This window comes from Algoriphagus lutimaris, from assembly GCF_017051705.1.
Classification (GTDB): Bacteria; Bacteroidota; Bacteroidia; order Cytophagales; family Cyclobacteriaceae; genus Algoriphagus; species Algoriphagus lutimaris.
This window is the reverse complement of record NZ_JAFIDJ010000001.1, coordinates 513,429-537,530: the sequence shown is the minus strand read 5'-3', so window position 1 is coordinate 537,530 and position 24,102 is coordinate 513,429. Positions and strand designations below refer to the sequence as shown.

Genomic DNA, 24,102 nt, shown 5'->3' with positions numbered 1-24,102 from the left:
AAAGCATGTATTTCCGATAAGATTTCTGCTATTTCTACCAATCTTGGAAGGATCTAGAATCAATTGAAAAATACATCATCAAATCCTTTCCAAAGAATAAATCCTCAAATAAAAATACATGAATAAATTACCTGTTTAAGATAAAAAGCAAACTGCAAATCACCTAATTATTTGTTTTTCTATTATTTGAGCGGTAGGAAACTATTTTGTACTCCAAAATGGAAGTGAGAGGTACTTAACTCAGGATTTAACGGTTCAAATCGGTTCGGATTAAATTCCTAAAAATTGAAACTTAAAATTATTGGTTTATAAAAAAAGAGATGGTTAAACACTAACCATCTCTCAATTCAAAAAGTTACTATAAACAATAGATTCAATAAGCATTTTCATTATTAAAAAAAACACATTTAAAGGTCAATAGTGAGATATACAAATCAAACATCACACTCCATTTTTTAATGTAAAACAAATCATATCTCAGCCTAAATCTAATGTCTTTATCATCTTTAATTTCACCTCTATACCCTTTACATTGTGCGAGTCCTGTGATTCCGGGTTTTACGTAATGCCTACACATAAACCTCGAAATTTGAACAGAATATTCTCTATTCATGGTTAAAGCATGGGGCCTAGGACCCACAACAGACATTTCTCCTAATAAAATATTGAATACTTGAGGGAGTTCGTCCATGCTGGTTCTTCTTAAAAACCTCCCCACCCTAGTAATCCGGTCATCATTTTTCTTTGCCTGAGCAAACTCCTTGGAAGGATTATATTTCATGGTTCTAAATTTATAACAATAGAATGGCCTATTGTTTTTACCATGCCTCAATTGTTTAAATATCACTGGACCTTTAGAGTCTATTACGATAAGCAAAGAAATGATTATAAATAACCACCATCCAATAATGGTAATAAATAAAAAGCAAATTGTTAGGTCAAACAATCTCTTAACTGCAATTTGAGAAGAATCAAGATAATTAATAGAATAAGAGTTTAAAATAAACTCACGATCTCTATTTAAATCTTCTATTGCAATGAATTTTTCAAGTGTTAGCGACATTTGTATTCGGTTTAAAAAGTTTAAAAGATCTAACAAACTTATTTAGTGAAATATATTTCACATAGATCAATCCATATAAAAAGTATCTTTTCCAAAGTCTTTTTGGCTCCTTCATGAATCGACCCAGCCATTCTAACCCATATTTTACCCAAATATCATTTGGTCTCTCAATTGTACCAGAAAAATAATCGAAGACAGCTCCAATAGAACAAATATAAGTTGCCTGAATTCTATCTTTATTCTGATGAACCCACTTCTCTTGTTTAGGAGCAGTCATTCCCACGAAAAGTACATCAGGACTGAATTCATTGATTTTTTGAACCATCAAATCATTGTCTTCCTCAGTAAAAGAATCTTTAAATGGAGGAGAATAACTTCCACAATTTACATTGGGGAATTTCTCCACAATTTTACTCTTAATGACCTCTAGTGTCTCATTCTTGGAACCTAAATAAAAGCAGCTCCCATAAACACTATTCAAATATTTTAAAATAAATTCATGCAAATCCGCCCCTGCAATTTTATGAATTTCACTACCGCTCAAAAACTTAGCGGATAAGACAATGGAGATTCCATCGGGCAAAAGCACATCTGATTGTAAGAGCGCATTTTTGAAGTTTTTATCCTCTTCCGCCAAACAAAAAGAGTATTGATTCAGGGTATTTACTATGGTTTTACCTTTAAGCAAAATATCCATCAACTTACCATTATACATGGAATACCCTAAAAATTCGGAATTGACCGTTTCCATATCTATTCTATTAAAAATTAGAAAAATTTATTTTAAACTCATTAAAAGGTAATGCAATATACATTTTTTTAGGTTTAAAAACCATTTTTAATCATGTATATAAAAAAAATAAGATTTTATTTCACGCTATTACTAGTCCAGTTATTTTATTTTGATTTTATCATTTTTACAAAATAAAATATCAACCGAACTGCACTTTTTTAATGCTTACCTAAAAATATTTTACATTTCCTTAAAACTAAATAATACCTATAGATATACCCACTGATTAATCTTTAGGATATGGACTTCAAAAACGACGCTTTCTAATGAAATAAAACGAAAAATGAAGTGGAATATTTAGTCACAAAGATCCCCTCTATTGAAATCAAGATCAAATAATCACTAAATAAACAGTTATAATAACACCCGATATATAGAATTAATTCATAACAATCTCATAATAATTAAAATAAATGCTTTTTAATTAATTATTCTTTATTGACATTTCTAATTTTTAATAAAACAAACAATTAAACTATTTAAATAAGAAAAATTCCAAGTAGTCATTGTATAAAACCAATAAGAAAATTTCGAACCAACTAAATAAATAAAATAATAGGATTATCTATTGTCATCATAGCGGAAAAATACAATCTAAAATTAGAAATAAACCAAACTTAATATTCGAATTATAAATAATATAATTAAATCGTTGGGAGGATGTTTTAGGAAATTTTTAATCATAAAAAATTATTGTCTTATGGAATAAACTTTGACGATAAAAACAAAATCTAATCAGCCTAATATGAGAAAAATAACCTTTACGCCAACCTTTCTCTTTCAAAAGAGCACTTTATTAAAATTATTATTTCTAGTTACTTTATTCTATTCTCAACTTCAAATTAGTTATGCTACTGATTATTATTTCTCCACCTCTTCCGGGGATGATGGTCGGTCGGTAACCCAAGCACAAAGTCCTTCGACTCCTTGGAAAACCATTGACAAACTCAATTCCATTTCTTCCACACTAAAAAGTGGAGATAGAATCCTTTTTAGGTCCGGAGAAGTCTTTTACGGCACTATAAAAGTTGCGAATTCAGGTGGCTCAGGTAGCCCAATCGTTTTCACGTCTTATGGAACTGGAGCTAAGCCAATTATTACCTCCATGATTACAATTTCCAATTTCACTTCCATTGGAAACGGGCTTTATCAAGCAGATCTAAGCAATTACAATATGCCTAGAATACAAGTTGTCTTGGTAAACAATCAAATCAAAGAAATAGGAAGGCACCCTAATTCAAATGCAAGCAATGGTGGATATTTAAAAATTGGATCCGTCCAAAGCCAAACAGGGTTTACCTCCACTACAGGAATCCCTTATAATGGATCTGGAGGTGAAGTCTTGGTAAGAAAAAATAATTGGATTATAGATAGGCACAGAATAAACTATATCTCAGGTAACTTTATTTCTTTTCAGGGAAATGAAAGTCATTATGCACCACAAGCTGGCTATGGATATTTCCTTCAAAACCATCCCAGCTTATTGGATCAGGCTGGTGAATGGGCTTATGACCCAGACAGCAAAAAATTCACGATCAATCTTTCGGGATACAATGTTTCCAATGTTAACATATCTGTTTCCTCACTTGAAAACCTAGTTACACATAGCCCATACATCAATAATTTAAAATTCTCCAACCTTCATTTTAAAGGTTCAAATGGAAGTATTTTTGAAATTTCTATAAGTCAAAATTTCACCGTCGAAAACAGCATATTGGAATTTGCAGGTGAAAATGGAATCAATGCGGCTGATGTCCGAGGCTTAGTAATTCAAAACAATCAAATACTTTCCCCCTTCAATAATGGTATCAATATTAAATACGGTGCTCCAGGTGCAATAGTAAGTAATAACGTAATTGACAAAGCCATGCTTTTTCAAGGGATGGCAAAAAGTAGTGATTTAGCTGGCATCGGTATTTTCATTGCGAGTGATAGTGACAACTCAATCGTTCAAAAAAATAGAATTACGAACATCGGTTTCAATGCTATTCACTTTGGGGGGAACTACACCAAAATATTAAATAACTATATCGACAATTTTTGCCTTTTCAAGCAAGACGGCGGAGGAATTTATAATAATTCAGATGGTCTAATCGGAAGAAATAATACCGGAAGAGAAATTTCGGGAAATATCATTTTGAATGGAAAAGGAACAAAAAATGGAACCATTGAAGAAGTCGATATGGCTGAAGGTATTTACCTTGATGACAATAGTGCAGGTATAAAAATTGAGAACAACACCATCGCATTTATGACTGGAAAGGGAATTTACCTGCATAATGCCAATAATATCGAGGTCCTAAACAACCTATTTTACCGCTCTAAAGTCCAATTACAATTAACCCATGACTATTACGGGGATCCAAATAGAAATATTAGAATCACCGGAAACCAATATTCCCATGTGGATGAATTGGAAGAAATTTATTCTGCCTATTCCGTGATTGACGATATCGGTCTAGTCGGCTCGATCAATTCCAATTATTTTTTGGATCCATTCAATCAAGATTTCTTTATTCATACTAGATCGTCCTCTGATCCAGCGGTAGGGATCAATCGGAATTTAGGAAACTGGGCCAGTAGTTTTGGGTATGACACCAATAGCACCAAGCCTTCTTTTGATTTATCCACTACCAAAGTTCTTTCGTCTAGCTTAATCAAGCAAAGCAATTTTAATTCAGGAAGCGGAATTATTTCCGGTTTATATAATGCCAGCTCTAAAGTACTTTCCAGTGGTATTTCAGGAAACACCTTGGTGATTTACCCCAACAGCTCCAGCAGTGCAACAGCCTATATACAAATAGGCGCTGTAAATTCCGGTGATAAAATATTGATGGAATTTGACATGAAGGGATCTCCAGAAAATAAGGCTATTGAATTATTTCTAGAGGCTACTTTTAATGTGGATAAAGGAAAAGGAAACAAAATCATTGCGACAAAATCAGGAACAACCCATTATAAAGTCTTCTTAGATGCCAAAGCCACAAAATCCACTGAAAGTATTGTAATGAGAATTCCTAGCTCAGCACAAGAGGTGTATCTAGACAACATTGAAATATCCAAGGTTCAAACCGAAGAAATACCCAAAGAAAATTTCGTGTTCTTTGATTACAACGCCAGCTCCTCTCCTGTTTCGGTACCTTTGGACGGAACCTATAAGAACGGGAAAAACCAACAATTTAGCGGTTCGGTCACGATCCCCGCTTATGGTTCAGTGGTTTTGGCAAAAATCTCCAATGAAGGTGGTAGTCCTGAAAACCAATTACCAACAGTAACTTTAACGAGCCCTACCCAAAATCAAGAATTTATTATGGGTGTAAATACGGTTCAGTTAGCTGCAAATGCATCTGATCCAGAAGGTCAAATTAAAAGCGTTGAATTTTATAATTGGGGGAATTTAGTCACCACTGTTACGAGTCCGCCTTATGTATTTAACTGGACAAATGCAGAAATTGGAAATTATCAGGTTTATGCGAAAGTTACCGACAATGCAAACCAGACTGCGGTATCTCAAACCATTGATTTCACTGTTAAAAACCAATCTGATGAAGGACCTGGCTTCAATGCCCAAATGGTAAGCCCAAGCAATAATTCGGTCTATGAAAAAGGAGTCAATCCGGTAGTATTAAAAACTAATGCAACCTCTTCAGGATTGGCTATTCAAAAAGTAGAGTATTTCAATTGGGGATTCCCAATACTTACTGTAACGTCCGCTCCTTTTGAATTTGCTTGGAGTACAATTGAGCCAGATAATTACAAAGTATTTGCACAGATTACAGATCAGTCTGGTAAAGTTTATACTACGAATGAAGTAACATTCAAAGTTACAGAAGGGTCTGAAGGGGGAAATCCTCCAGTTACCATCAAAATGGACACTCCATTTAATGGACAAACCTTTACATTGGGGACTGACTTAGTTACTTTGAAAGCTTTGGTTTCTGATCCAACTCAAGTAAAGTCACTTCAATTTTATAATTGGGGATTCCCCTTAGTAGCAGCAAATGCCTACCCTTATCAGTTCGATTGGGCTAGAATTGAGGAGGGAAATTATAAAGTACATGCTGAAATGGTGGATATCAATGGAAACTTGATCAAATCAGACCCTGTTTCATTCAAGGTCATCGCAGGATCTGGCGATACCACCCCTACCGTGACCATGGCCCAACCATATAATGGACAACAATTTGTCATTGGAAATGATCTTGTTTCCCTTAAAGCCAATACGAATATTGATGCTACAAGAGTAGAGTTCTTTAACTGGGGATTCCCTTTAACCACTGCCCCGGTATCCACTAAGCAGTTTGATTGGACAAGAATTGAAGTAGGTGAATACTTGGTATTCGTAAGAATTACGGACAAAAATGGGGTTACCTATGATTCTGAAGCCGTTAGGTTTAGGGTAAATTCATCCTCTGCCAGAACTTCAGATTCCGAAAACCAACTATCCGTCAGTTCGAATTCCTCAACAGAAATTCAAAGCTCGGTGGATAATACGATCAATGAGGTTCAGATCTTTGATCAATCTTCAATTTATGGAATTAAAATGGGACCAAACCCTACGAGAGATGAGGTCACCTTATTCTTCGATGATTATCCTAGAAACTTGGATGGTGAAATAAAACTAATTGATACTAGAGGTGTAGAGCTTCAGTCGCAGAAATTTTCCACAAATGATGGAAATGTGGTGTTCAATGTATCATCCTTCCCTGAAGGAGTTTACATCATCAGAGTCGATTTTGGAAACAAAGGGGTTCAAACGAAAAAGCTGATCAAAAACTAAGCAAAGTTTAAATAGCTCGCTAATGTCTTTCTGCAGGTATTCTCCCAGCGATATTGCGAGCTATTTTTCATTCCTTCTTGGGAAAGGGACTGGAGGAATGCGGTGTCAGACAAGGCATTCAACACTCTTTCTACCTCAGATTCTTTGATTTCTTCTTGAATAAAAAAAGCAGATCCATTTAAATTTTCACGGAAGACAGGAATATCTGAACATAAAACAGGTTTTAAAAAAGCTTGAGACTCCAAAACTGGAAGTCCGAATCCTTCATATTCAGAAAGAAGCAATGTCACATCATACTTTTCATATATTTCTTTAATGGTAATTGAAGGTTCAAACTCCTCAAAAAATATAACCTCTTGCAAATTTTCCTTTACTACTAAATCTTTGATCTCCTCATAGTATTCTGGGTAAACCACACTTCCCCTGAAAAAAAGTTTAAATGACTTCCCTCTTTGTTGATTTACCAACATTTTCATTAAACTGATCGCCTTTTTATGGCCTTTATGAGGATAAAAACCTGCGATATAGCCAATTTTTATCTCTGAATTCTCCTCTAAATTGAGTGAATCCTTTTTATCCAATCCCTCAAAGGCAGTAGCAAGTTTAGTGACTTTAATGGTTAGATCCTTCTTGGGAAACCTCCTTTTCAGTTCATTAGCGATTGATCCAGAGGGGACAAGGACCATATTTCCCTTTTTAAGTCCACTTTGCATCAACCAACGTAATACCCTGAATTTTAACTTCTCCTTAAATCCAAGATACTTCCCCAACCGTTCATTGCTCAGATAAAAATCAAACATAAAGTCATGCAAAGTAAACATGGACTTAGTGTTTGGAAAGATCGGTAATTCCGGAATCACTCGATGTAAAATATCCACCTGGCGTTCTTTCAAAAACCTGGGCAAGGAAAAATTCAACCAGTAAAACCTTGAGAAAAAAGACTGATTATTGACCACCTTATACTCAACGGTCATATTCTTGATTTCAATTTTCTTTAAAAAATCAGGATGCCCAATGACCATCATCTCCACTCCTTCCTCTGTGGAATCCAACAGTTGGTCAATCCCTGAAATCAAGTTTTTGGAATAGGTAGAAATCCCTCCCCCTGCTCCACCCAAACCAGGAACAATATTGGTCACATCGATGCAAATTCTAGTCATCCTGTTATTTACTTTGAACTTGACCCAACGTCTCCTCTACTTTATCCACAAAACCCTTTGCTACTACAGAAGCGTCAAATGGTTCGCTGGACAAAAATGCATTCCCCGCATAATGCTTATATCTGGACAGTATTTTGATAATACCGGTGGCATAATCCTCAAAATTAAAGCCCACAGGAAATAGCAATCCATTTTCATCATGCTTAACAAATTCTGGAATATCTCCTACCGATGTACTTATGACAGGAACACCAACAGAAAATGCCTCTGCGATAACCATTGGAAAACCTTCGAAGCTTGATGCCATTAAAAGTATTTTCTTCTCAGAAATAACTTTTATCAAATCTCGATTTTCCAAATTCCCCAAAAAAGTAATATTACCCTCCAACCCCAATTTCAAAACCAAGTTTTTCAATCGTTGAAGTTCGGATCCAGTCCCGGCAATTTCCAATGGGTTTTGTTCTTGAACATACTTGGGCAATAAATAATACACCTTAATTAATTGGTCTACTCCTTTAGGCTTTTCCAAGCGGCCCGCAAAAATGAACCCTTTTCTTTTATCCTCAGCCTGTACCCCGATTTCATGTGATATTGGGTTGACAAACTTAAAAACCCCTTCTCTTTTTTCCCCCACTGAAAATAACAAGCACGCTTTTTTTGTAATCACTGCATGAATATGGTCGAACACAAAATTCAAATACTTCCCAAATTTGAATCTTGAAATCGTCATAGGATTGGTATTTCCATGAAAAATATGGATCAAAGGCTTATGGGTAAAACTTGCCACATAGGAACCCTCTGGGCTATGGGAAATAATAAAGTCGTATTTCTTCAGTTTAAAAAAGCTCAACATTAAAAATACAACATACATCAACCGATGAGGCACCCATCTGATTTTTTCGAAACCGGCAGGAAGAAAAAAGTAAGTCAGATTAAAATATGAATTTAAATCCTTATCCAAGTTTCTTACAAAAGGCCCAATCCCACCATAACTAGTCAAATATGAGTTAGTCAATAATACGGCTGCATTCTTTTTGGCTATTTTCATTTCTTTTCAGGTTAAACAGTTCATCCTTTCAAAAAGCAAGGAGCTATATTTTCTATTATCAAAAATTTCCTTGGCAGCAATCCGACCTGCTTTTCCAAATTTTTCAATCAAGGATTTATCTTCCAAAACTCTTGAAAAAGCATCAAATAAAGCATCTTCATTTTCCGGGGGAACCAAAATCAAATCTCTATCCCCAACCAGTAACTTTCCAACATCCCCTACATCTGAAGCAACTACCGCTTTGCCTGATGCTAAAAATTCCGCCAGTTTGGAAGGAAATCCAGTATTTGCCGCTAGAGAATTATTCCTTGTTACGCAAAAGATATCGCAATCACTAAGAACCGCTAGGTAATCTTCTGAATTTAAAAAGCCCAAATAGTTAATGTTTCTAGAAGCTTCACTTTGCTGAATTAGGCTAAAAATCTGGTCAAAGTCCTTTTTGCTTTCTCCTTTCCCAGTCAATATTAACTCAGTAGAAGGATAAACCTTGTTCAGTTTGTTAAAGGCTCCTATTAAATATTCTAAACCATCTTTCTTACCAAAGGATCCGCCATAAAATATCTTGACCGTTTCTTTCTTTCCAGCCTCAAAGACTTTGATTTTTTGCAGATCCACAGTTACCGGTATATAAATCACCTTTGAAATATCTTTGACGATCCCACTTAATTTTTTATATAAATGATGAGAAATTCCAATCAACAGATCTGCATAGTAAGGGGCCAAACTGACAAAGTATTGACCACTTTTTATTCGCACCCAATTCCAAAGTCCATCTATACTAGAAGCCACACTGTTGTCCTCCACTATGTCTAAAATTACTTTGTATCCCTTCGACTTGGCATAAAGTATTAAAAAAATAGTTTTAAGATCTGGAGTATCATATGCATAAAATAGATTTTTGCCTCTTGGTACCTTTCTGCTGTTGATAAATCTAAATGAATCTCTAAGAAACCTAACAATGGAAGGAATGCTTTTCATGCTCATCTCAACTTCCATCACATGAGCTTCTCCCTTGTTTTTATAATTTCCTGCTTGTTTTGAAAAATATAAATTACTCCATTCAATCTTATCCTCCTGAATCAAAGGATCCAGCAGGTTCCTAACCCGGACAGAACCAGCCATTCCCTCAAATAAAGGCACACCTAAAAGTAAAACATGCATAACAAAAAGTTTAAAAATCTATTTTTTGCACTACTAATTTATCATTCGGTAAATCACTGATATCCAACAATTTTATAAAATCTTTTAGGAACCGATTTCTAATCAGTTGACTATCATGGTTCATCATCGCTAACTTGAGCGCCTTACTGGAATATTCATATTGCAGTTCTTGATTGAACAAGAATTCTTTTAATTTTTCCTTGATGTTAGAAACAACATCATTGTCAATGGAGAAAGCCCATTTTTGACTACTACCATATTGATAAACAGCCGTTTCTTTTGGAGCTAAAAGAATGGTAGGAGTTCCTGAAATCATGTATTCTGGCGCTTTGGTAGGCATGGAATACCTTAAAAACTCGATAGACTTCTGAGAAAAATCACAAGGGAGCAAAAGAAAGTCAGCTCCTCTAAACAATTTGGGTAATTTAGAATAAGCTACTAATCCTCTATAATGAGTGAATTCAAAATCATCTATCCAAGATAAAGGCTCCACTGTCTGAATGTAAAATTCAATCGCTATTCCCTCTTCTTTATTTAATTCCTCAATTGCTTGTGCAAAACTCTTTAATGAGGTTCCAATCCCGAAGCCTGTCCTTCCTGCGTATAAAACGGTAATGGCATGATCATTTAGAGATATTTCATCTTGATTTGCGTTCCAAAAAGATAAATCAACTGGATTATGATAGGTCACAAATTTTTTCCCAAACCTCTTGTAGTATTCTATGCCCATTAAGTCAGAAATACTCAAACAAAGCGTGGATAAATCTACAAGCTCTTGAAATTCATTCCTGATGGTCTTTTTCCAATAATTACTAAATAAGCCACCAAAACTGATAGAATGAAGCCAATCATCCATTTGGTGCAACACCACTGGGATATCTAATTTCTTTGCAAGTGCTTTCCCAAATAACAAAGAGTCACGAGTTGAAACTTGAATGTATACGATGTCAGGATTAAACTCCTTAATCCATTCCATCAAATTGTCTGTCAGGTGTATTCTTGAAAGCACGTGAAACAACCCGGTCCACATAAGGAATGGATAAAATAGTTTATTGATGATTCTTGATCTGATATTTGGCTTTTGAGAAATTACCTCCTGTTTTTTGGAAAATTGATGAACATCGATTCTCCCTGAAGGAATATTCCTCTGGAAGAAATTAAATGGAAAAATCCAGCTATTTTCTTTATTCCCTATAAAAAAGTAATTATCACAATACGAAAAATTAATATTATTGATAGCATGGCTAGTTACTATGACAGCCAAATCCTCTTTATCCCAATCGTGAAATAAATTAGACAATGTAACTCCTCCTCCGGTATTAGAGTTGAAGGACTGGCCAAAAATCAAAACCTTAGGCTTCTTCACGATGATTAAACTTTAATTCCATTTTTAAATATTTTTTCAAGACTTTATCATCCAAGTTTCTGAATGAACCATTATAACAAATTGAAACCATGAGCCAAATGCTAACATGGAACACAGAAAAAGTAAATCCATTGGATGGATATAGAAACACCAACCAGATTAAAATCCAGCAAGCTGCAGATTTACAAAACAGATTTTTTGAATAAAAAAGACCTAGGACGGCAGCAGGAATCATAAGAAACAGAATCATGGCTAAATTCAAGATCCCTCCAGTCAATATAAATTGTAAGTAATCCGTTTCTATTACTCTCCTTACTCCTTGTTTAAATATTGATTCATCTATACCTGGGCAAAAATATCCGGCATTATACCCTTTCCCTATCACCCAGTCCATGGTAGACATGCTATTAAAAAAACAATTTTCAACATAGGTTCTGGTGTTCACCAAACCTTTGTCAAACAAGCTGGAAAACAATTGGAAATCAGTGACAGAAAATTCAATGAGAAATAATTGATAGACAAATACCAAGAGGTAAACTCCTACCAAAATCCATGGGATTTTATTTGAACTTTTCCATAAATTCAAGATGATAGAGATTCCTAAAACAAAGCCCCCCATTAACAAAATCCCCCTTCTTGCTTTGATAGCACCCAAGGTCATAAACAGCACGAATATGATTAAAGACAATACCTTATTCCGTGTTGATTGATAAGGCGAAGTCAGCAGGAAAAACATGGTAGGAAATGCCAAAAACTTGAAAGATGATTCAACGAGTTCTCTAGAAAAAGTATCCAACAAATCCCCCTGAATCATTTGAGGAAGGAAAAAAACGGTATATCCAAGGTACATGAAAGAACAAATAACAAGTACTTTCATGAACTTTTTTAAATGGATTAGATTCGGTTTTATCAAAGAAATTAAGGGAACAAACAAACAAAATATGCCATAGTTAGCATCAAAAAACATGGATTTTGTATCCTCATAATCCATAAAGGCATAATCACCTCTGATGAGCAACAGCACTTGCCAAATTGAAAGCAGGCCCACAAAAAACAGAAAATATCTATTAGTATTTTTTAGATTAATTAGGTGGACCAATGAGAAAAAGAATGCTAAAATCGAAATGATCTGAATTCCTTGAAAAATCGCAGCAAAGGAGTATAAGCTAGAAGACAATACATAGCAAATAGAAAACAATAGTATGCTTATCCAAAATATATTAATCATCTTAATATATGAGGTGCTAATCGTTCCTATGTTGAACTCTAGTCTTTTTCTATATGGAAAAGTTATTTCGCTCATACTTCATTTAAGAAAGTTAAATGCTTGTCTAACACATATTCAGGCTGGAAATTCTCTAGCTTGAACCCTTTCAAATTATTCTCCAAACAATATTTTATTCCTTCTGCCAAACTCTTATAATCTAAAGGTTCCGCCAGATACCCATTTTTAAGGTGATCGATCATATCTGGGATCCCTCCTATTTTAAAACCAACCACGGGAACTCCACAAGAGAGACTTTCTATGATAATCGTAGGCTGATTCTCCATAATAGAAGGAATCACATATAGGTCTGAAATCGACAAGGCATTTGCCATTTCTTCTTCATCAGACAAATAGCCCAAGCAATTTACTTTATAAGGAATGCTGGATAGATCTCCCAAATCTCCTGCTCCAATCATTTGTATTTCGATGGACTCATCTGGATAGATAGTGGGTAAATATTCCAATGCTTTTTTTAAGTAGGTAAACCCTTTATAAACACTTGTAATGTCTACTGCCGCAAAAGAAATTATCTTGGTATGTTGATTTCCTTTGGCTACTCTTTTGTTAAGCTTTTCAGGATCCGGCTTAAATGTTTTTGTATCAAAATAATTGGGAATATTGATCACCTTACATCCGTTCGCAGCATAAGAATTCATCGCGCATTCCGCCAGCCACTTACTTGGCGATATGATTGACACATTGCTTCGGGAATAGATTCTCTTTTTTTGTTCAGCCTGATCCTGAGTGATGTTTTTCCTACCCAAAAGGATAGGACATTTGGTGCATCCATTTTTATACTGCTCACAATTTCCGGAATGGTGACATCCCCCGGTGATTCCCCACATATCGTGAAGTACAAAAATCACCTTCTTACCAGTATTGACGATATTCTCTATTTCATTGAGTGTCAAAAAACCCATCTGAACCCAATGAATATATACTACATCTGCCCTTTTAAAACTTGGATGGTTTGTCAACCTACTACCAATGACAGGACTAGAAAAAAGACCGTATTTTTCTTTGCTATACTTAAATAAAAAGCCCTCTATCTTATTGTTGATTTTAGCCAAAAATTTAGAAAAACTTGGCATATAATAAACCCCATCCCTCTGATCATCATCTCTTATCAATGATATCACCTCACTGGAATAGCCAGGTATTTTCTTGAACGCATTATGTAACCTCCAAGCAGAAGAACCAGCGGATTTAGTTGAAAACTGTATTTGCAATATATTATTCATACCTCTATAAATTCAACGTCTTGAGAGCTTACAGGTAATACTTTCCATTCCTCTGGATAAACTGTTCGATTAGGACACTTGGACTCCCAAGTATCTGGAGAAATCACAATCTTATCCTCATTTTTAGATAACCAAGCTGGCCACCAGCTGAACGAACTGTTCGCAATAATAAAATGCTTACAAATACTCATTAAATACATATCCAAATAACTATTCGCCCCAGTATTATGAGAGATATAAAATACATTATCTCCTTTTATATTGGCTCTGACCCATTCCGGGTCATCAGAGAAAATATAAAAAACTGGATTAGAAACATGTTCATTTATATATTGAAATGCATGTTTATAATAATCCGTTGCATCTAAAAGCACCCTGTTCTGGTTTTGACTCGGATCAGAATAATTACCTCTTCTAATATGTACTGCTACAGAATTACAAGACTGAATTTTTCTTGACACAGATAAATTAACATCATCTGTAGGCTTTTTAAAGTTAAAGACCTCTTGTATCAAACTTTTATGTGAATCAAAATATAAAGTTGATTTCCAACCTCCTATTAAATAATAATTATCTAATTGATACACTTGTTCATCAAAACAAAATTCATCTTTCTCATAATATATATTATCGCTAAAACGAAATATTTTTTTAGCAATCTTTTTAAACCAATTTAATTTAGAATGAACTAATAAAGGTCTTAAAAATTTAGATACATAAATAACTCTAAATCGATCATCAAAACAAATAGGAATATCAAATGCTTTAATCAACTCAAACCCCTGGTAATGCTCATGCAATATATAGTCATTAACAGATATTTTAGTTGGCTTACCAATTGAATCCATAACAATTGCTAATGCAAACTGAAACATTTGATTTCCTAATCCCCCAAAAATAACAACTTTATTCATAGCTATAAATTAATACCAAATTGGATTTTTTGATTTTTCAATCAAAACCTTATATACCTGAATTGGTGCTATAAAATAACCATACACATTACTTAAAATAGAAGCAAATATGATGGACCATACTCCAAATTCGAACATTTTAATAAATAAAAACGACAACACTAAAAATAAAATAGAAGTAATAATAGAAGAGATAAACTGAACCTTCAAGGTCCCCATCCCATTTACCACATTTACAAAAACACTAGAAAACATAGAAATAACAACTGATAAAAAACAGAAAAATGAAATATTAAAATCAATCTTAAAATAGGAAGCTCCCAACCAAAATTTGTAAAAAACATCTGAGAATAAAAGCATCAAAAGTCCCAGAATAAAAAAGGGAATAATCAATAATAAATATTTTTTAATCACACGGATAATCCAATCAAACTCCTTCATAAAATAAGCCTCCGTTGTACTACTCCACAAGGGAGAAATAAAAATCATAAAGATGGTCTGTAATGCCACAAAATATCTAAAAGCGATATTATAGGACGTAACTGATTCTGGGTTAAAGAAATGCGCAATTAAAAACAATGAAGTGCTATACTGGATCATCGCAGCCAACTGAAGTACAAAAAACTTCCCTCCCATTGACATTAACTCTTTCGAATGCCTCTTGTCTACAAAAGACAGGGAAGGTCTATAATCATAATAATCATTACTGAAGAAATAAATGTTCGCAATGATTAAAATCAGAACAGGGATACAACCCATGGCTAACCCTAAATAGATTAAAGATCCCTGTGTGAATTTGGTCAACAGGAATACAGCAACCAACACCAATACTTGCCCTACTAAATCAATCAAAGAAGCTAAGGCAGGTTTCTGATCAGAAGTAATGACTGTTTTGACTATCTGAAAAATAAACTGAAGGCAGAAATACGATATAATGATGGCAATCAAGCCTACAATCTCCTCATTCCCCTCTTTTGGAATATTTATAAAACTATACCAATCGATAAACCTACTTGCGAAAAACATCACCACGCCTGCCAACAAAAATATGATCGCTACATAGTAATAAGTTGTACTCACAAATGTTCTTGCAAGCTGCTTATTACCGGTGGCTTTTGCTTCAGCAAACTTATTCCTCAACCCTTGGGTCAAGCCTACATCAAATAAGGCAACCCAAGCCACCATAGAAGTCAAAGTAAGCCATACTCCATATTGACTTGGATTGATGTAATTAATGGTTATTGGAACTAAGACGAAAGAGATTAACATATTCATCGCCTTAATTAAAAATGAGCCGATGATATTTTTTTTAGCTACAACTGAGCGCTTTTCGCCTCGTTGAATCAAATTCTTAACCCAATCAATCTTCAGATCAAATTCCCTACGTATACTAATAAGCCACATTATTAAAAATTTAATTGTATTCGTAATTACCATAAGAATACCCTTGTCCTGCTCTACTTCCATTAAGCACCAACATTGGATTATTAATTTTCGCTTCTGCTTTTAGTTGGTGGAAGAATTCGATATCATTTTTGGTAGTCCAATTGTATCTCATCATATAAATAGTAGCGTCTACCAAAGGAATTAATGAGAAGGAATCGGAAACCTGGCCCACCGGAGCACTATCGAGCACAATGAATTCAAAATGCTTTCTCATTTCATTGATCAGCTCTTGATTCCTAGGGCTGAGCAGGATTTCAGCAGGGTTATTTGGTAATTTGCCTGTTTGAAACAAGGTGACTCCTTGGTAATCCAGTCCAGAGTCCAAAAACTTCTTAAATGAAATATTCTTGTCATTGATGAATTCTGAGATTCCAATTGATCCCTTATCAAACAAATTGGCATACTCCAAAGGCTTTCTCAAGTCATAAAACAATACGGCAGTCTTCTTCCCAATCATGCTCATAGACTTGGCAAAGTTCAAGGCAAAAAATGTCTTCCCTTCACCTGATACAGTACTGGTAACTAGAGTTACCTTAGACTCTTTACCAAAATCATTTAGACAATAACTTGTCCTAACGTACCTCAATTGTTCAGCAATTGGTGTTTTGGAATTATGATCAATTATTGGCCCATTTGGTTTTGCGTCAACCAGTGACAACTCTCCCAAAACGCTACTAGAAGAAGGAACAATAATCTGACTTCTATCTTCCAATTTCCCCTGAAAAGTCCTTTTCACATATAAAAATGAAAAAGGTGCTGCAAATGCGATAAACAACCCAATCAAGCCTAAAATCGGCTTATTTGGACTTACCGGAATAGGACTGAAATATGCCTTTTCTATAGTTTTGGAATGCGTTGAAGAGACAGAGGCCAAGTAAAGAGAAGTCTCTTCCCGCTTCTCTATTAAATTGATATAATGAGCTTTCTTAAAGTCCAAATCCCTTGTAAGGGCTTCATATTGCCTTTGAATCATAGGACCTGAATGGTATTTATCATTGTAGGTTGCAGATGCCGTTTCCAGGTTTCTGGTAGAAATTTCAAGCGCATCTATTCTATCCTCCAAATGCGCAACAATCTTATTTCTAAAACTAGAAATGCGCTCCATGGTATTTACATATACTGGATTTTCCGGTAGAATAGCCCCTTTCAAGCGTTCAAGCTTATCTACTTCAGTGTTAAAATCCTGAATCATTGTCAATAAGGCAGGGTCATCATTCGACAAAGGGCCAAGGGTAATACTTTGTTGTGTACCCGATAATACCTCACTTTTAAGATTTCTAAGTATTTCTAACTGACTTCGGTTGATCGATAATTGCTTTGAATTATCAAGCGCATTTTGTTGATAAAACTTAGAATCATTTTCTACATCAACGACATCTTTGCTGTACTTGAAGGTTTCAATATTGGATTGCATCCCACTCAATTCCGCCGACAGAATCGATAATTGATTGTCCAAAAACTCCAAGGAATTTAAAGCAACTTCCTTTTTCTCAGCTACCGCATTTTCATTATAAGTATTAACTAACTCATTGACCACCTGTACTCCCAAGTCGGGAAACTCCGTTTTCAAGGAAACATATAGAATACTACTGTTTTTATCCTTTGGCTCCACCTTAAGACTGCTTGACATCATACTTGCCAATTGTGCGTTATTAAACAAATTCACAATTAGTGGATAGCCATTAAACTCCTTTACTTCTTCATTCCTGTGAATTTTCAGGATGGCAAATTCATTTTGAAATGTTTCCCCAAACTTAATTTCATTGACCGTGTCGCCATTGGAATAGATGACGTAATTATTCTCAATCCCCAAGACCTCAAATTCCTTATCCAATAAATATTCCTCATCAATATTGATCACTTCGATAATGAATGGAAGCTCATTGTTTGATACTGTATTTAGCTTACCAAGGAAATTTTTATGGTAGGTTAAATAATTAAAATTCAAATCTTTAATCGCCTGTCTCATTAAATCCGAGGATTGAAGAACATCAATCTCGTTATCAGTAATTTGATACGACTTAAAGTCGCTTAATTCACTTAACACTGGATTTTCCATAAACACAGAACCCTTAGATTCGTCTTTAAGCATAATCACGCTATTCACCTGAAACAAAGGGATAGCAAAATAGATATAGGCAAACACCAAGGAAAAAACCACCACAAAGGAGATCAAAAAGAGTTTCCAATACCTTAAATAGTATAGCAAGCTTTTCTTGATATGTGATGACTCAAATACCTCTGTGTCAACAATTCCATCCAATAAAACATCTGAAGCTTTCATAAACAGTTATTTAAAAAATATTTTGATAGTTAAATATTAGTGCCACAGCAACAGAAGATAATATGGTCATGACCGCAATGGTAGTTGGGTTCATTTCCGCTTGAATCAGCTTCTTTTTATCTGCTTCTATGTAAAGCACATCGTTTTGTTTTAGAAAGAAGTTGGCAGATCCCAACAACTCTTTATCATTCATATCAATCCGATAAAGCATTTTCTCTCCACCACGTTCTCTGATCACTAAAACATTCTCTCTTTTACCATATACTGTCATATCTCCTGCCAAGCCCAAAGCTTCAATGACAGTGATGTTATCAGTAGTGATGGTAAATGTATTAGGTTGATTAACCTCTCCTAAGACCGTAATTTTAAAGTTGGTAATGGTCAATTCTACACGCGGGTTAGTGACCAACTTTTCTAAAGAACTAGCTATTTTTTCTCTAGCCTCATCTCTAGTCAAACCCAGCAGTTCTATTTTTCCGACAATGGGAAAATCAATTTCTCCATTTTCAGATACTTTATATCTACTCTGGGTATAAGTAGTTCTTGAACCTAGTACTTCATCTCCATTTGAAATCACACCATAATTAAAAAGAAGATTAGATTCGGGATCCAAGGTGGTTACCTTAATTTCTAATTCATCTCCTTTTTGAATCCTAATAGGATCTATTGCATTGGTAGTGGTGTATAATTCACCCTTTTGTAATTCTAAGTTGGAGAAGTAGGTGATATTTCTTTTAGAACAAGATGCTAAAAGAAATAACACAAGCATGTATTTAAAAAAATATTTCATAAAATTATAGTTATATATCTATTATAATTGATAGAATCTAATGATTCTTACCGCAGAATCATGGGCTATGCTTACACAATACTCTCCCATTTCAAAACTCCATATCTTCCAGGCAGAGGCAAAACTTGAAAGGTCAGATGGAATTAAATTTAACCCATCTACACAGGCTACATCTTTAATTCTATCAGTCAGTCCTAAACCAACTCCTTTCAACAAAGACTCTTTTCTAGTCCAGTGTTTAAAAAACACAGCTCTGGGTGCCTCAGAGTTTAAAATCATGCTTATTTCATAATTAGACATACAATTAATAATCAAATCGTATAAGTCTAATTGTGAATTCATAAACTCAATATCTACACCTACAGACCACCTATTCGCAAAACCAATAACAATGTAATCTCCCGAATGAGAGATATTAAAATTGAAATGAGGATAGTATTTAAAGTATGGTTTATTATTTTCTAAATAATCGATCTCAAATGAATTAGGATCAACTTTTAAATAATCAGAACTTATTTTTCTAACAAAATAACGAGCCAATAAATGTCTGTTTCTATCCTCAGTATCCTTATAATTATTAAATCTATTTAACTCTTCCTCTGATAGCGTATCACTTAATTCCTCTAACATATCTAAATGATCGGGAATATATATTCTCCATATATCAAAATGATTATCCAAGTTAAAATCACATGATTTTCTCCATTCAATCACCCTAATTTGATCACAGAAAACTTTACCCATAATCATAGCTTACTTAGTATAGGAGTTCAAAATATTCTGTAATGTCTTTGTAAATTCTGCACCGTGAGGTGGTTTTAGCATATTTGCATGCTCACCTGGCATCCTGATTACCTCTATCTCTTTTGCAAATGGAGTCCAACCAAAGGTTTTGAAATCCTCCACATAAAATGTCCTTCGGTTTGCAAGAAATAATGTAATGTTTACGTCAACCGGCTCATGAACATAATTTTTCCAAGCTTCCTTGTTGACATGTTCAATCTCCTTGATCCTATTAAATAAATTGGTGTTCTTCTGAAATTTCGCTCTCCAATTGTCCCGTTTTTCCAATAGATATTTCTTTCTATAACTCAGGTAAAAACCTGGATCTCTGATTATGAATTTGATTTCATACCATAACCTTTTTAAAAGTTTGGACACCTTGCTGAAAAATCCTTTTGGGGTATTATCAGTATCAAAAGCAATCGTATCAATCATTCCTAAAAACTGCACCTTATCTCCCATCTTTATAAATTGCTTGGCCATTTCAAAAGCAATTAAGCCTCCCAAAGAATTTCCCATTAAATGATAAGGACCTTTAAGACCTGCTATTCTGATCTGTTCAATATACACTTGAGCGATCTGTTCAATGGTGCTAAGCGGTGCTAAGGAAGCATCTAAAATTGACGGCGATTGTAGTCCCCAAATCGTCTGATCCTCCTCCATATTTTCCACCAACGTATTGATTTCCAAAGGATTCAAACCCACCCCATGAATAAATAGTAAAACTTTATTAGGATCGCCTTCCTTAATTTTTACCAAACATTTGGACTGTCCTTTGTTCTCTTCTTTTTTACAATGTTCAATATGAGATGCAAGCATCTCAATCGTAGGAAACTCAAATAGCGTGGAAAGTGGAAGGTTTATTTCAAAGTGGTTTTCAAGCTTGGATAATAAATCTACCGCTAGAAGAGAATGCCCTCCTATTTGGAAAAAATCCTCATTTGTTTGTTCCAATTCCCTTTTTAAAACTTGTTCCCAGGCTTTTTTAACTGCTAGAATTGATGAGGAAGAACCCTTGATCTCTTTTTCTTGATCAGTGGCCTCGTTAAATACTAAAGTTGGCCTATATCTTTCCAATAACTTACGATCGATTTTACCATTCGAATTCAACTCAAAACTTTCCTGTTGAACGAATTCACTCGGAATCATATAAGAAGCAAGTTTTTTGGAAAGCTGACCTTTCGTGATGTCTACCCAATTGGAGAATTTAGAATCAGGCATTTGGCCATCTACAAAAGAAACATGAGCTCGCAGCATTCCTTCTCCATTGCCATCGAGTACTTTAATAACCACTGCATTTTTGATCAAAGGATCCTTGGTAAGTTCACTCTCGATCTCACCCAATTCCAATCTTTGACCTCTTATCTTCACTTGGTGATCTATCCTTCCTTTGCATAACAAATCCCCTTCTTCATTCCAAAGACCTAAATCACCAGATTTATAAAATTTCCCCTCGTATCCTTTAAATGGGCTAGGAACAAACCGTTCTTTGGTTAATTCTGGGCGATTCAAATATCCGTTTCCAACGCAAGTTCCTCCAATCCAAATCTCTCCCATTTTACCGGGGAAAGTGATCAATTTACCTTGCTCATCCACCAAGATGACACAGGAATTTTTGACGGGTTTCCCAATTGTAATTTCCTCTTCAGAAGAATTAATTTTCTTAATGGTGGCATATACGGTAGTTTCTGAGGGACCATAAATATTATAAACCGAGTCAGCAACTTTGAGTAAAGAATCAGCCAACATCCTTGATAGTGGTTCTCCAGCAGAAATGATGGTAAGTCCTTCCAATTTTGGCTCACCCATGTATTGAATAAGGGACTTTAAATGGGAAGGGGTGATGTACAATTTGGTAATACGATAATCTTTCAGCGCATTAAAAATTTCTCGCTGATCCTTTCTTTCATACTTTCCGAGTAAATACAGACTAGCCCCAAATGTAAGAGGAAGGACCACTTCAAGCCATGCCATGTCAAAACTAATCGACGTCAACCCCAACACTCTATCTTCACTACTAAGTCCTGGCTGTTCAATTACCTGCTGGGTGAAGTAAAATAAATTTTGATGAGATAATTCTACTCCTTTGGGTTTACCCGTAGAACCTGAAGTATAAATAATCAGAGCTGGATTTACAGGATTAAAGTTTTGAACCGTAAAAAGCTCGTATTGATCAAGGATCTGACTTATTGGAATTTGTAGTTTTTTGGGTTTCAAGTCACCCCAATTCACTGAATCATTACTCGAAATGAAATACTTCACATCGGCATCATCGAGCATGAATTTTACCCGTTCCTCAGGGAAATCAGTATCAATTGGAAGAATCCCCGCTCCAACACTGATTACTGCTAAAACAGTAGCAATTAAATTTTCATCTCTTTCTAAATGAATACCAATAATATCTCCAGGTTTTACTCCTTTGTTATGGAGGTACCCTGCCAAATGTTTCACCTTTATCCCCAATTCCTGGTAAGTGAATTGTTTGCGATTCACCGTCAATGCCACTTTATTTTGATATTGACTTACCGAATCAAAAAAGTACTTTCCAAAAGGAATGAATTCCAATTCAGAAACCTGCAAGTCAATAGAAGGCTCTTTTTCTTTTGGAGAGTTGACTTCTATCTCATCGATAATCTCCTGAATTAGAAGTTTTCTATCTTTAGTAAAAGCCTTAAGGTAACTGACAAAATCATTTCCTGCATGATTGATGTAATCTCGGTCAAACAAACTTTTATTATAGGTCCACTCGAAAATGAATTCATCCGAATTCCCATAGAGGTTTAGTATAATTTCAAAATTTGCATAGGCTTTCGGATTAAAGGAAAGTTTATGGTCCAATCCAACAAAATCCACTTTGGCATCCAAGTCCAGATCAATATTAAAAGTAATCGGAATTAAAGGGACTTTTGACGAATCTCTTTTGATCGGAAGATCCTGGATCATATTCCCAAAACTCAAGAATTGATGATCCAATGCTTGATTATAATTCGCCTTCCTTTGTTGCAAATACTCTGAAAAAGGCAAGGCCATATTTACCTCACTTCTCAGTGGCAATAAATGGACACAATGTCCAATCAGACGAGGTCTGTTTAGACCAAGCTGTCCGGATACAGGCATCCCTACTACTACTTCCTCTTCACCTGACCATCTGCTTAAAAAGATCTCAAATATGGAGAGTATTACTAAGTTCAAACTAACTTTCTCCTCCGAGGAAGCCTTCTTTATTTGCTTTACAACTTCTTTTGGTAAAGGAAATCCGATAACATCTGAGTCATAGGTTCGATGAATAGGTCTATCCTTCGAAATAGGTAATGAAAAATCAGGTAAAGGATTTGACAGGTAATTTTTCCAATACTTTTTGGTTTCCTTATGTTCGAACTTTCTACTTCTATTTATAAGTTCTGCTGAGTATTCTCCCAATAAATCTGGATCAGGGAGATCCAATTCCAGACTTTGAACACTTTTAGAATATAATTCACTTAATTCCTCCAACATCAATCCAATAGACCAGCCATCGAATATGATGTGATGACCTGTAAAAGAAATTTCATGGAGCAACTCATTAATTTTAATCAGCTCCATCACATACAATGGTCCCTGGCTCAAATTAAAATGGTAATTACCGATCTCTTTTGTATGCTTTCTAAAAAAACACTGCTGCTCTTCCTCAGATAAATGACTGATATCCCGGAACCTAATAGGCAATTCGTAGGAAGAAAAAACTAACAGATTCTTCCCATTAGGACTTATGATTGTCCTCATCCCATCATGTCTACGAATCAGCTCTAAAAATGCTTCCTTCAAACTATCAACAGAAAGGTTTCCTTTCAATTGAAGAGAGACAGATTCATTGTAGGCCATATTGGCTTCCTTTCCTCCCATTTTACAAGCCAACCAAATTTCTGTTTGAGAGGGTGTCGTCTTAATCACCTTCTCAATTTCCATAGTTGCTTTGGTTAGCATGGATTGATTCAATGTCTGTTCTAATAAGTTATTCATAAAAAAA

General features: G+C 34.9%; 15 protein-coding genes. 1 reads left to right on the top strand and 14 read right to left on the bottom strand.

Annotated features, from left to right (window positions below):
• Window positions 1–373 precede the first annotated feature (373 nt).
• Together JYB62_RS02115 and JYB62_RS02110 are read right to left on the bottom strand one after the other, a co-directional pair.
• A complete protein-coding gene (locus tag JYB62_RS02115) occupies window positions 374–1,063 on the bottom strand; it encodes a sugar transferase (protein WP_205643795.1) in 690 nt (229 codons plus the stop codon).
• A complete protein-coding gene (locus JYB62_RS02110; protein ID WP_243431419.1) occupies window positions 1,047–1,814 on the bottom strand; it encodes a WecB/TagA/CpsF family glycosyltransferase in 768 nt (255 codons plus the stop codon). The genes JYB62_RS02115 and JYB62_RS02110 overlap by 17 nt, the downstream gene beginning before the upstream one ends.
• 787 nt (window positions 1,815–2,601) lie before the next feature.
• On the opposite strand from JYB62_RS02110, the gene JYB62_RS02105 reads away from it, so the two are divergent.
• Window positions 2,602–6,636 carry an Ig-like domain-containing protein gene (locus JYB62_RS02105; RefSeq protein WP_205643794.1) on the top strand — a complete coding sequence of 1,345 codons (4,035 nt, stop codon included), beginning with the start codon at window positions 2,602–2,604 and terminating at the stop codon, window positions 6,634–6,636.
• On the opposite strand, the gene JYB62_RS02100 is transcribed toward JYB62_RS02105, so the two are convergent.
• The 12 genes from JYB62_RS02100 to JYB62_RS02045 all read right to left on the bottom strand — a co-directional run bounded on the left by JYB62_RS02100 (window position 6,633) and on the right by JYB62_RS02045 (window position 24,095).
• On the bottom strand, window positions 6,633–7,796 hold the full coding sequence (locus JYB62_RS02100; protein ID WP_205643793.1) for a glycosyltransferase: 1,164 nt from the start codon (window positions 7,794–7,796) through the stop codon (window positions 6,633–6,635). The genes JYB62_RS02105 and JYB62_RS02100 overlap by 4 nt on opposite strands.
• A 4-nt stretch (window positions 7,797–7,800) precedes the next feature.
• Window positions 7,801–8,844 (bottom strand): glycosyltransferase, encoded by a 1,044-nt coding sequence (locus JYB62_RS02095; protein ID WP_205643792.1) that lies wholly within the window; start codon window positions 8,842–8,844, stop codon window positions 7,801–7,803.
• A gap of 6 nt (window positions 8,845–8,850) precedes the next feature.
• The gene (locus tag JYB62_RS02090; protein ID WP_205643791.1) at window positions 8,851–10,005 is read right to left on the bottom strand and encodes a glycosyltransferase; all 1,155 of its coding nucleotides are present in this window, start codon (window positions 10,003–10,005) and stop codon (window positions 8,851–8,853) included.
• 10 nt (window positions 10,006–10,015) lie between these two features.
• The gene (locus tag JYB62_RS02085) at window positions 10,016–11,371 is read right to left on the bottom strand and encodes a glycosyltransferase family protein (protein WP_205643790.1); all 1,356 of its coding nucleotides are present in this window, start codon (window positions 11,369–11,371) and stop codon (window positions 10,016–10,018) included.
• Window positions 11,358–12,248 (bottom strand): hypothetical protein, encoded by an 891-nt coding sequence (locus JYB62_RS02080; RefSeq protein ID WP_205643789.1) that lies wholly within the window; start codon window positions 12,246–12,248, stop codon window positions 11,358–11,360. Before JYB62_RS02080 ends, JYB62_RS02085 begins: the two co-directional genes overlap by 14 nt.
• Before the next feature lie 422 nt (window positions 12,249–12,670).
• The gene (locus JYB62_RS02075; protein ID WP_205643788.1) at window positions 12,671–13,879 is read right to left on the bottom strand and encodes a glycosyltransferase; all 1,209 of its coding nucleotides are present in this window, start codon (window positions 13,877–13,879) and stop codon (window positions 12,671–12,673) included.
• Window positions 13,876–14,793: an alpha-1,2-fucosyltransferase gene (locus JYB62_RS02070; protein WP_205643787.1), complete on the bottom strand. Its 918-nt coding sequence runs from the start codon at window positions 14,791–14,793 to the stop codon at window positions 13,876–13,878. Before JYB62_RS02070 ends, JYB62_RS02075 begins: the two co-directional genes overlap by 4 nt.
• A 9-nt stretch (window positions 14,794–14,802) precedes the next feature.
• A complete protein-coding gene (locus JYB62_RS02065) occupies window positions 14,803–16,197 on the bottom strand; it encodes a lipopolysaccharide biosynthesis protein (protein WP_205643786.1) in 1,395 nt (464 codons plus the stop codon).
• Window positions 16,198–16,207: 10 nt separating this feature from the next.
• Window positions 16,208–18,523 (bottom strand): GumC family protein, encoded by a 2,316-nt coding sequence (locus JYB62_RS02060; protein WP_205643785.1) that lies wholly within the window; start codon window positions 18,521–18,523, stop codon window positions 16,208–16,210.
• Between the two features lie 10 nt (window positions 18,524–18,533).
• Window positions 18,534–19,313, bottom strand: a complete 780-nt coding sequence (locus JYB62_RS02055; RefSeq protein ID WP_205643784.1) for a polysaccharide biosynthesis/export family protein — start codon at window positions 19,311–19,313, stop codon at window positions 18,534–18,536.
• Between the two features lie 21 nt (window positions 19,314–19,334).
• Window positions 19,335–20,057 (bottom strand): 4'-phosphopantetheinyl transferase family protein, encoded by a 723-nt coding sequence (locus tag JYB62_RS02050; RefSeq protein ID WP_205643783.1) that lies wholly within the window; start codon window positions 20,055–20,057, stop codon window positions 19,335–19,337.
• Window positions 20,058–20,066: 9 nt separating this feature from the next.
• Window positions 20,067–24,095 (bottom strand): non-ribosomal peptide synthetase, encoded by a 4,029-nt coding sequence (locus JYB62_RS02045; RefSeq protein WP_205643782.1) that lies wholly within the window; start codon window positions 24,093–24,095, stop codon window positions 20,067–20,069.
• Window positions 24,096–24,102: the final 7 nt, after the last annotated feature.

Coding starts and splice junctions, on each gene's coding strand:
- JYB62_RS02115 (WP_205643795.1), bottom strand. CDS start 1,063: ATGTCGCTAACACTTGAAAAATTCATTGCAATAGAAGATTTAAATAGA.
- JYB62_RS02110 (WP_243431419.1), bottom strand. CDS start 1,814: ATGGAAACGGTCAATTCCGAATTTTTAGGGTATTCCATGTATAATGGT.
- JYB62_RS02105 (WP_205643794.1), top strand. CDS start 2,602: ATGAGAAAAATAACCTTTACGCCAACCTTTCTCTTTCAAAAGAGCACT.
- JYB62_RS02100 (WP_205643793.1), bottom strand. CDS start 7,796: ATGACTAGAATTTGCATCGATGTGACCAATATTGTTCCTGGTTTGGGT.
- JYB62_RS02095 (WP_205643792.1), bottom strand. CDS start 8,844: ATGAAAATAGCCAAAAAGAATGCAGCCGTATTATTGACTAACTCATAT.
- JYB62_RS02090 (WP_205643791.1), bottom strand. CDS start 10,005: ATGCATGTTTTACTTTTAGGTGTGCCTTTATTTGAGGGAATGGCTGGT.
- JYB62_RS02080 (WP_205643789.1), bottom strand. CDS start 12,248: ATGAAAGTACTTGTTATTTGTTCTTTCATGTACCTTGGATATACCGTT.
- JYB62_RS02075 (WP_205643788.1), bottom strand. CDS start 13,879: ATGAATAATATATTGCAAATACAGTTTTCAACTAAATCCGCTGGTTCT.
- JYB62_RS02070 (WP_205643787.1), bottom strand. CDS start 14,793: ATGAATAAAGTTGTTATTTTTGGGGGATTAGGAAATCAAATGTTTCAG.
- JYB62_RS02065 (WP_205643786.1), bottom strand. CDS start 16,197: ATGTGGCTTATTAGTATACGTAGGGAATTTGATCTGAAGATTGATTGG.
- JYB62_RS02060 (WP_205643785.1), bottom strand. CDS start 18,523: ATGAAAGCTTCAGATGTTTTATTGGATGGAATTGTTGACACAGAGGTA.
- JYB62_RS02055 (WP_205643784.1), bottom strand. CDS start 19,313: ATGAAATATTTTTTTAAATACATGCTTGTGTTATTTCTTTTAGCATCT.
- JYB62_RS02050 (WP_205643783.1), bottom strand. CDS start 20,057: ATGGGTAAAGTTTTCTGTGATCAAATTAGGGTGATTGAATGGAGAAAA.
- JYB62_RS02045 (WP_205643782.1), bottom strand. CDS start 24,095: ATGAATAACTTATTAGAACAGACATTGAATCAATCCATGCTAACCAAA.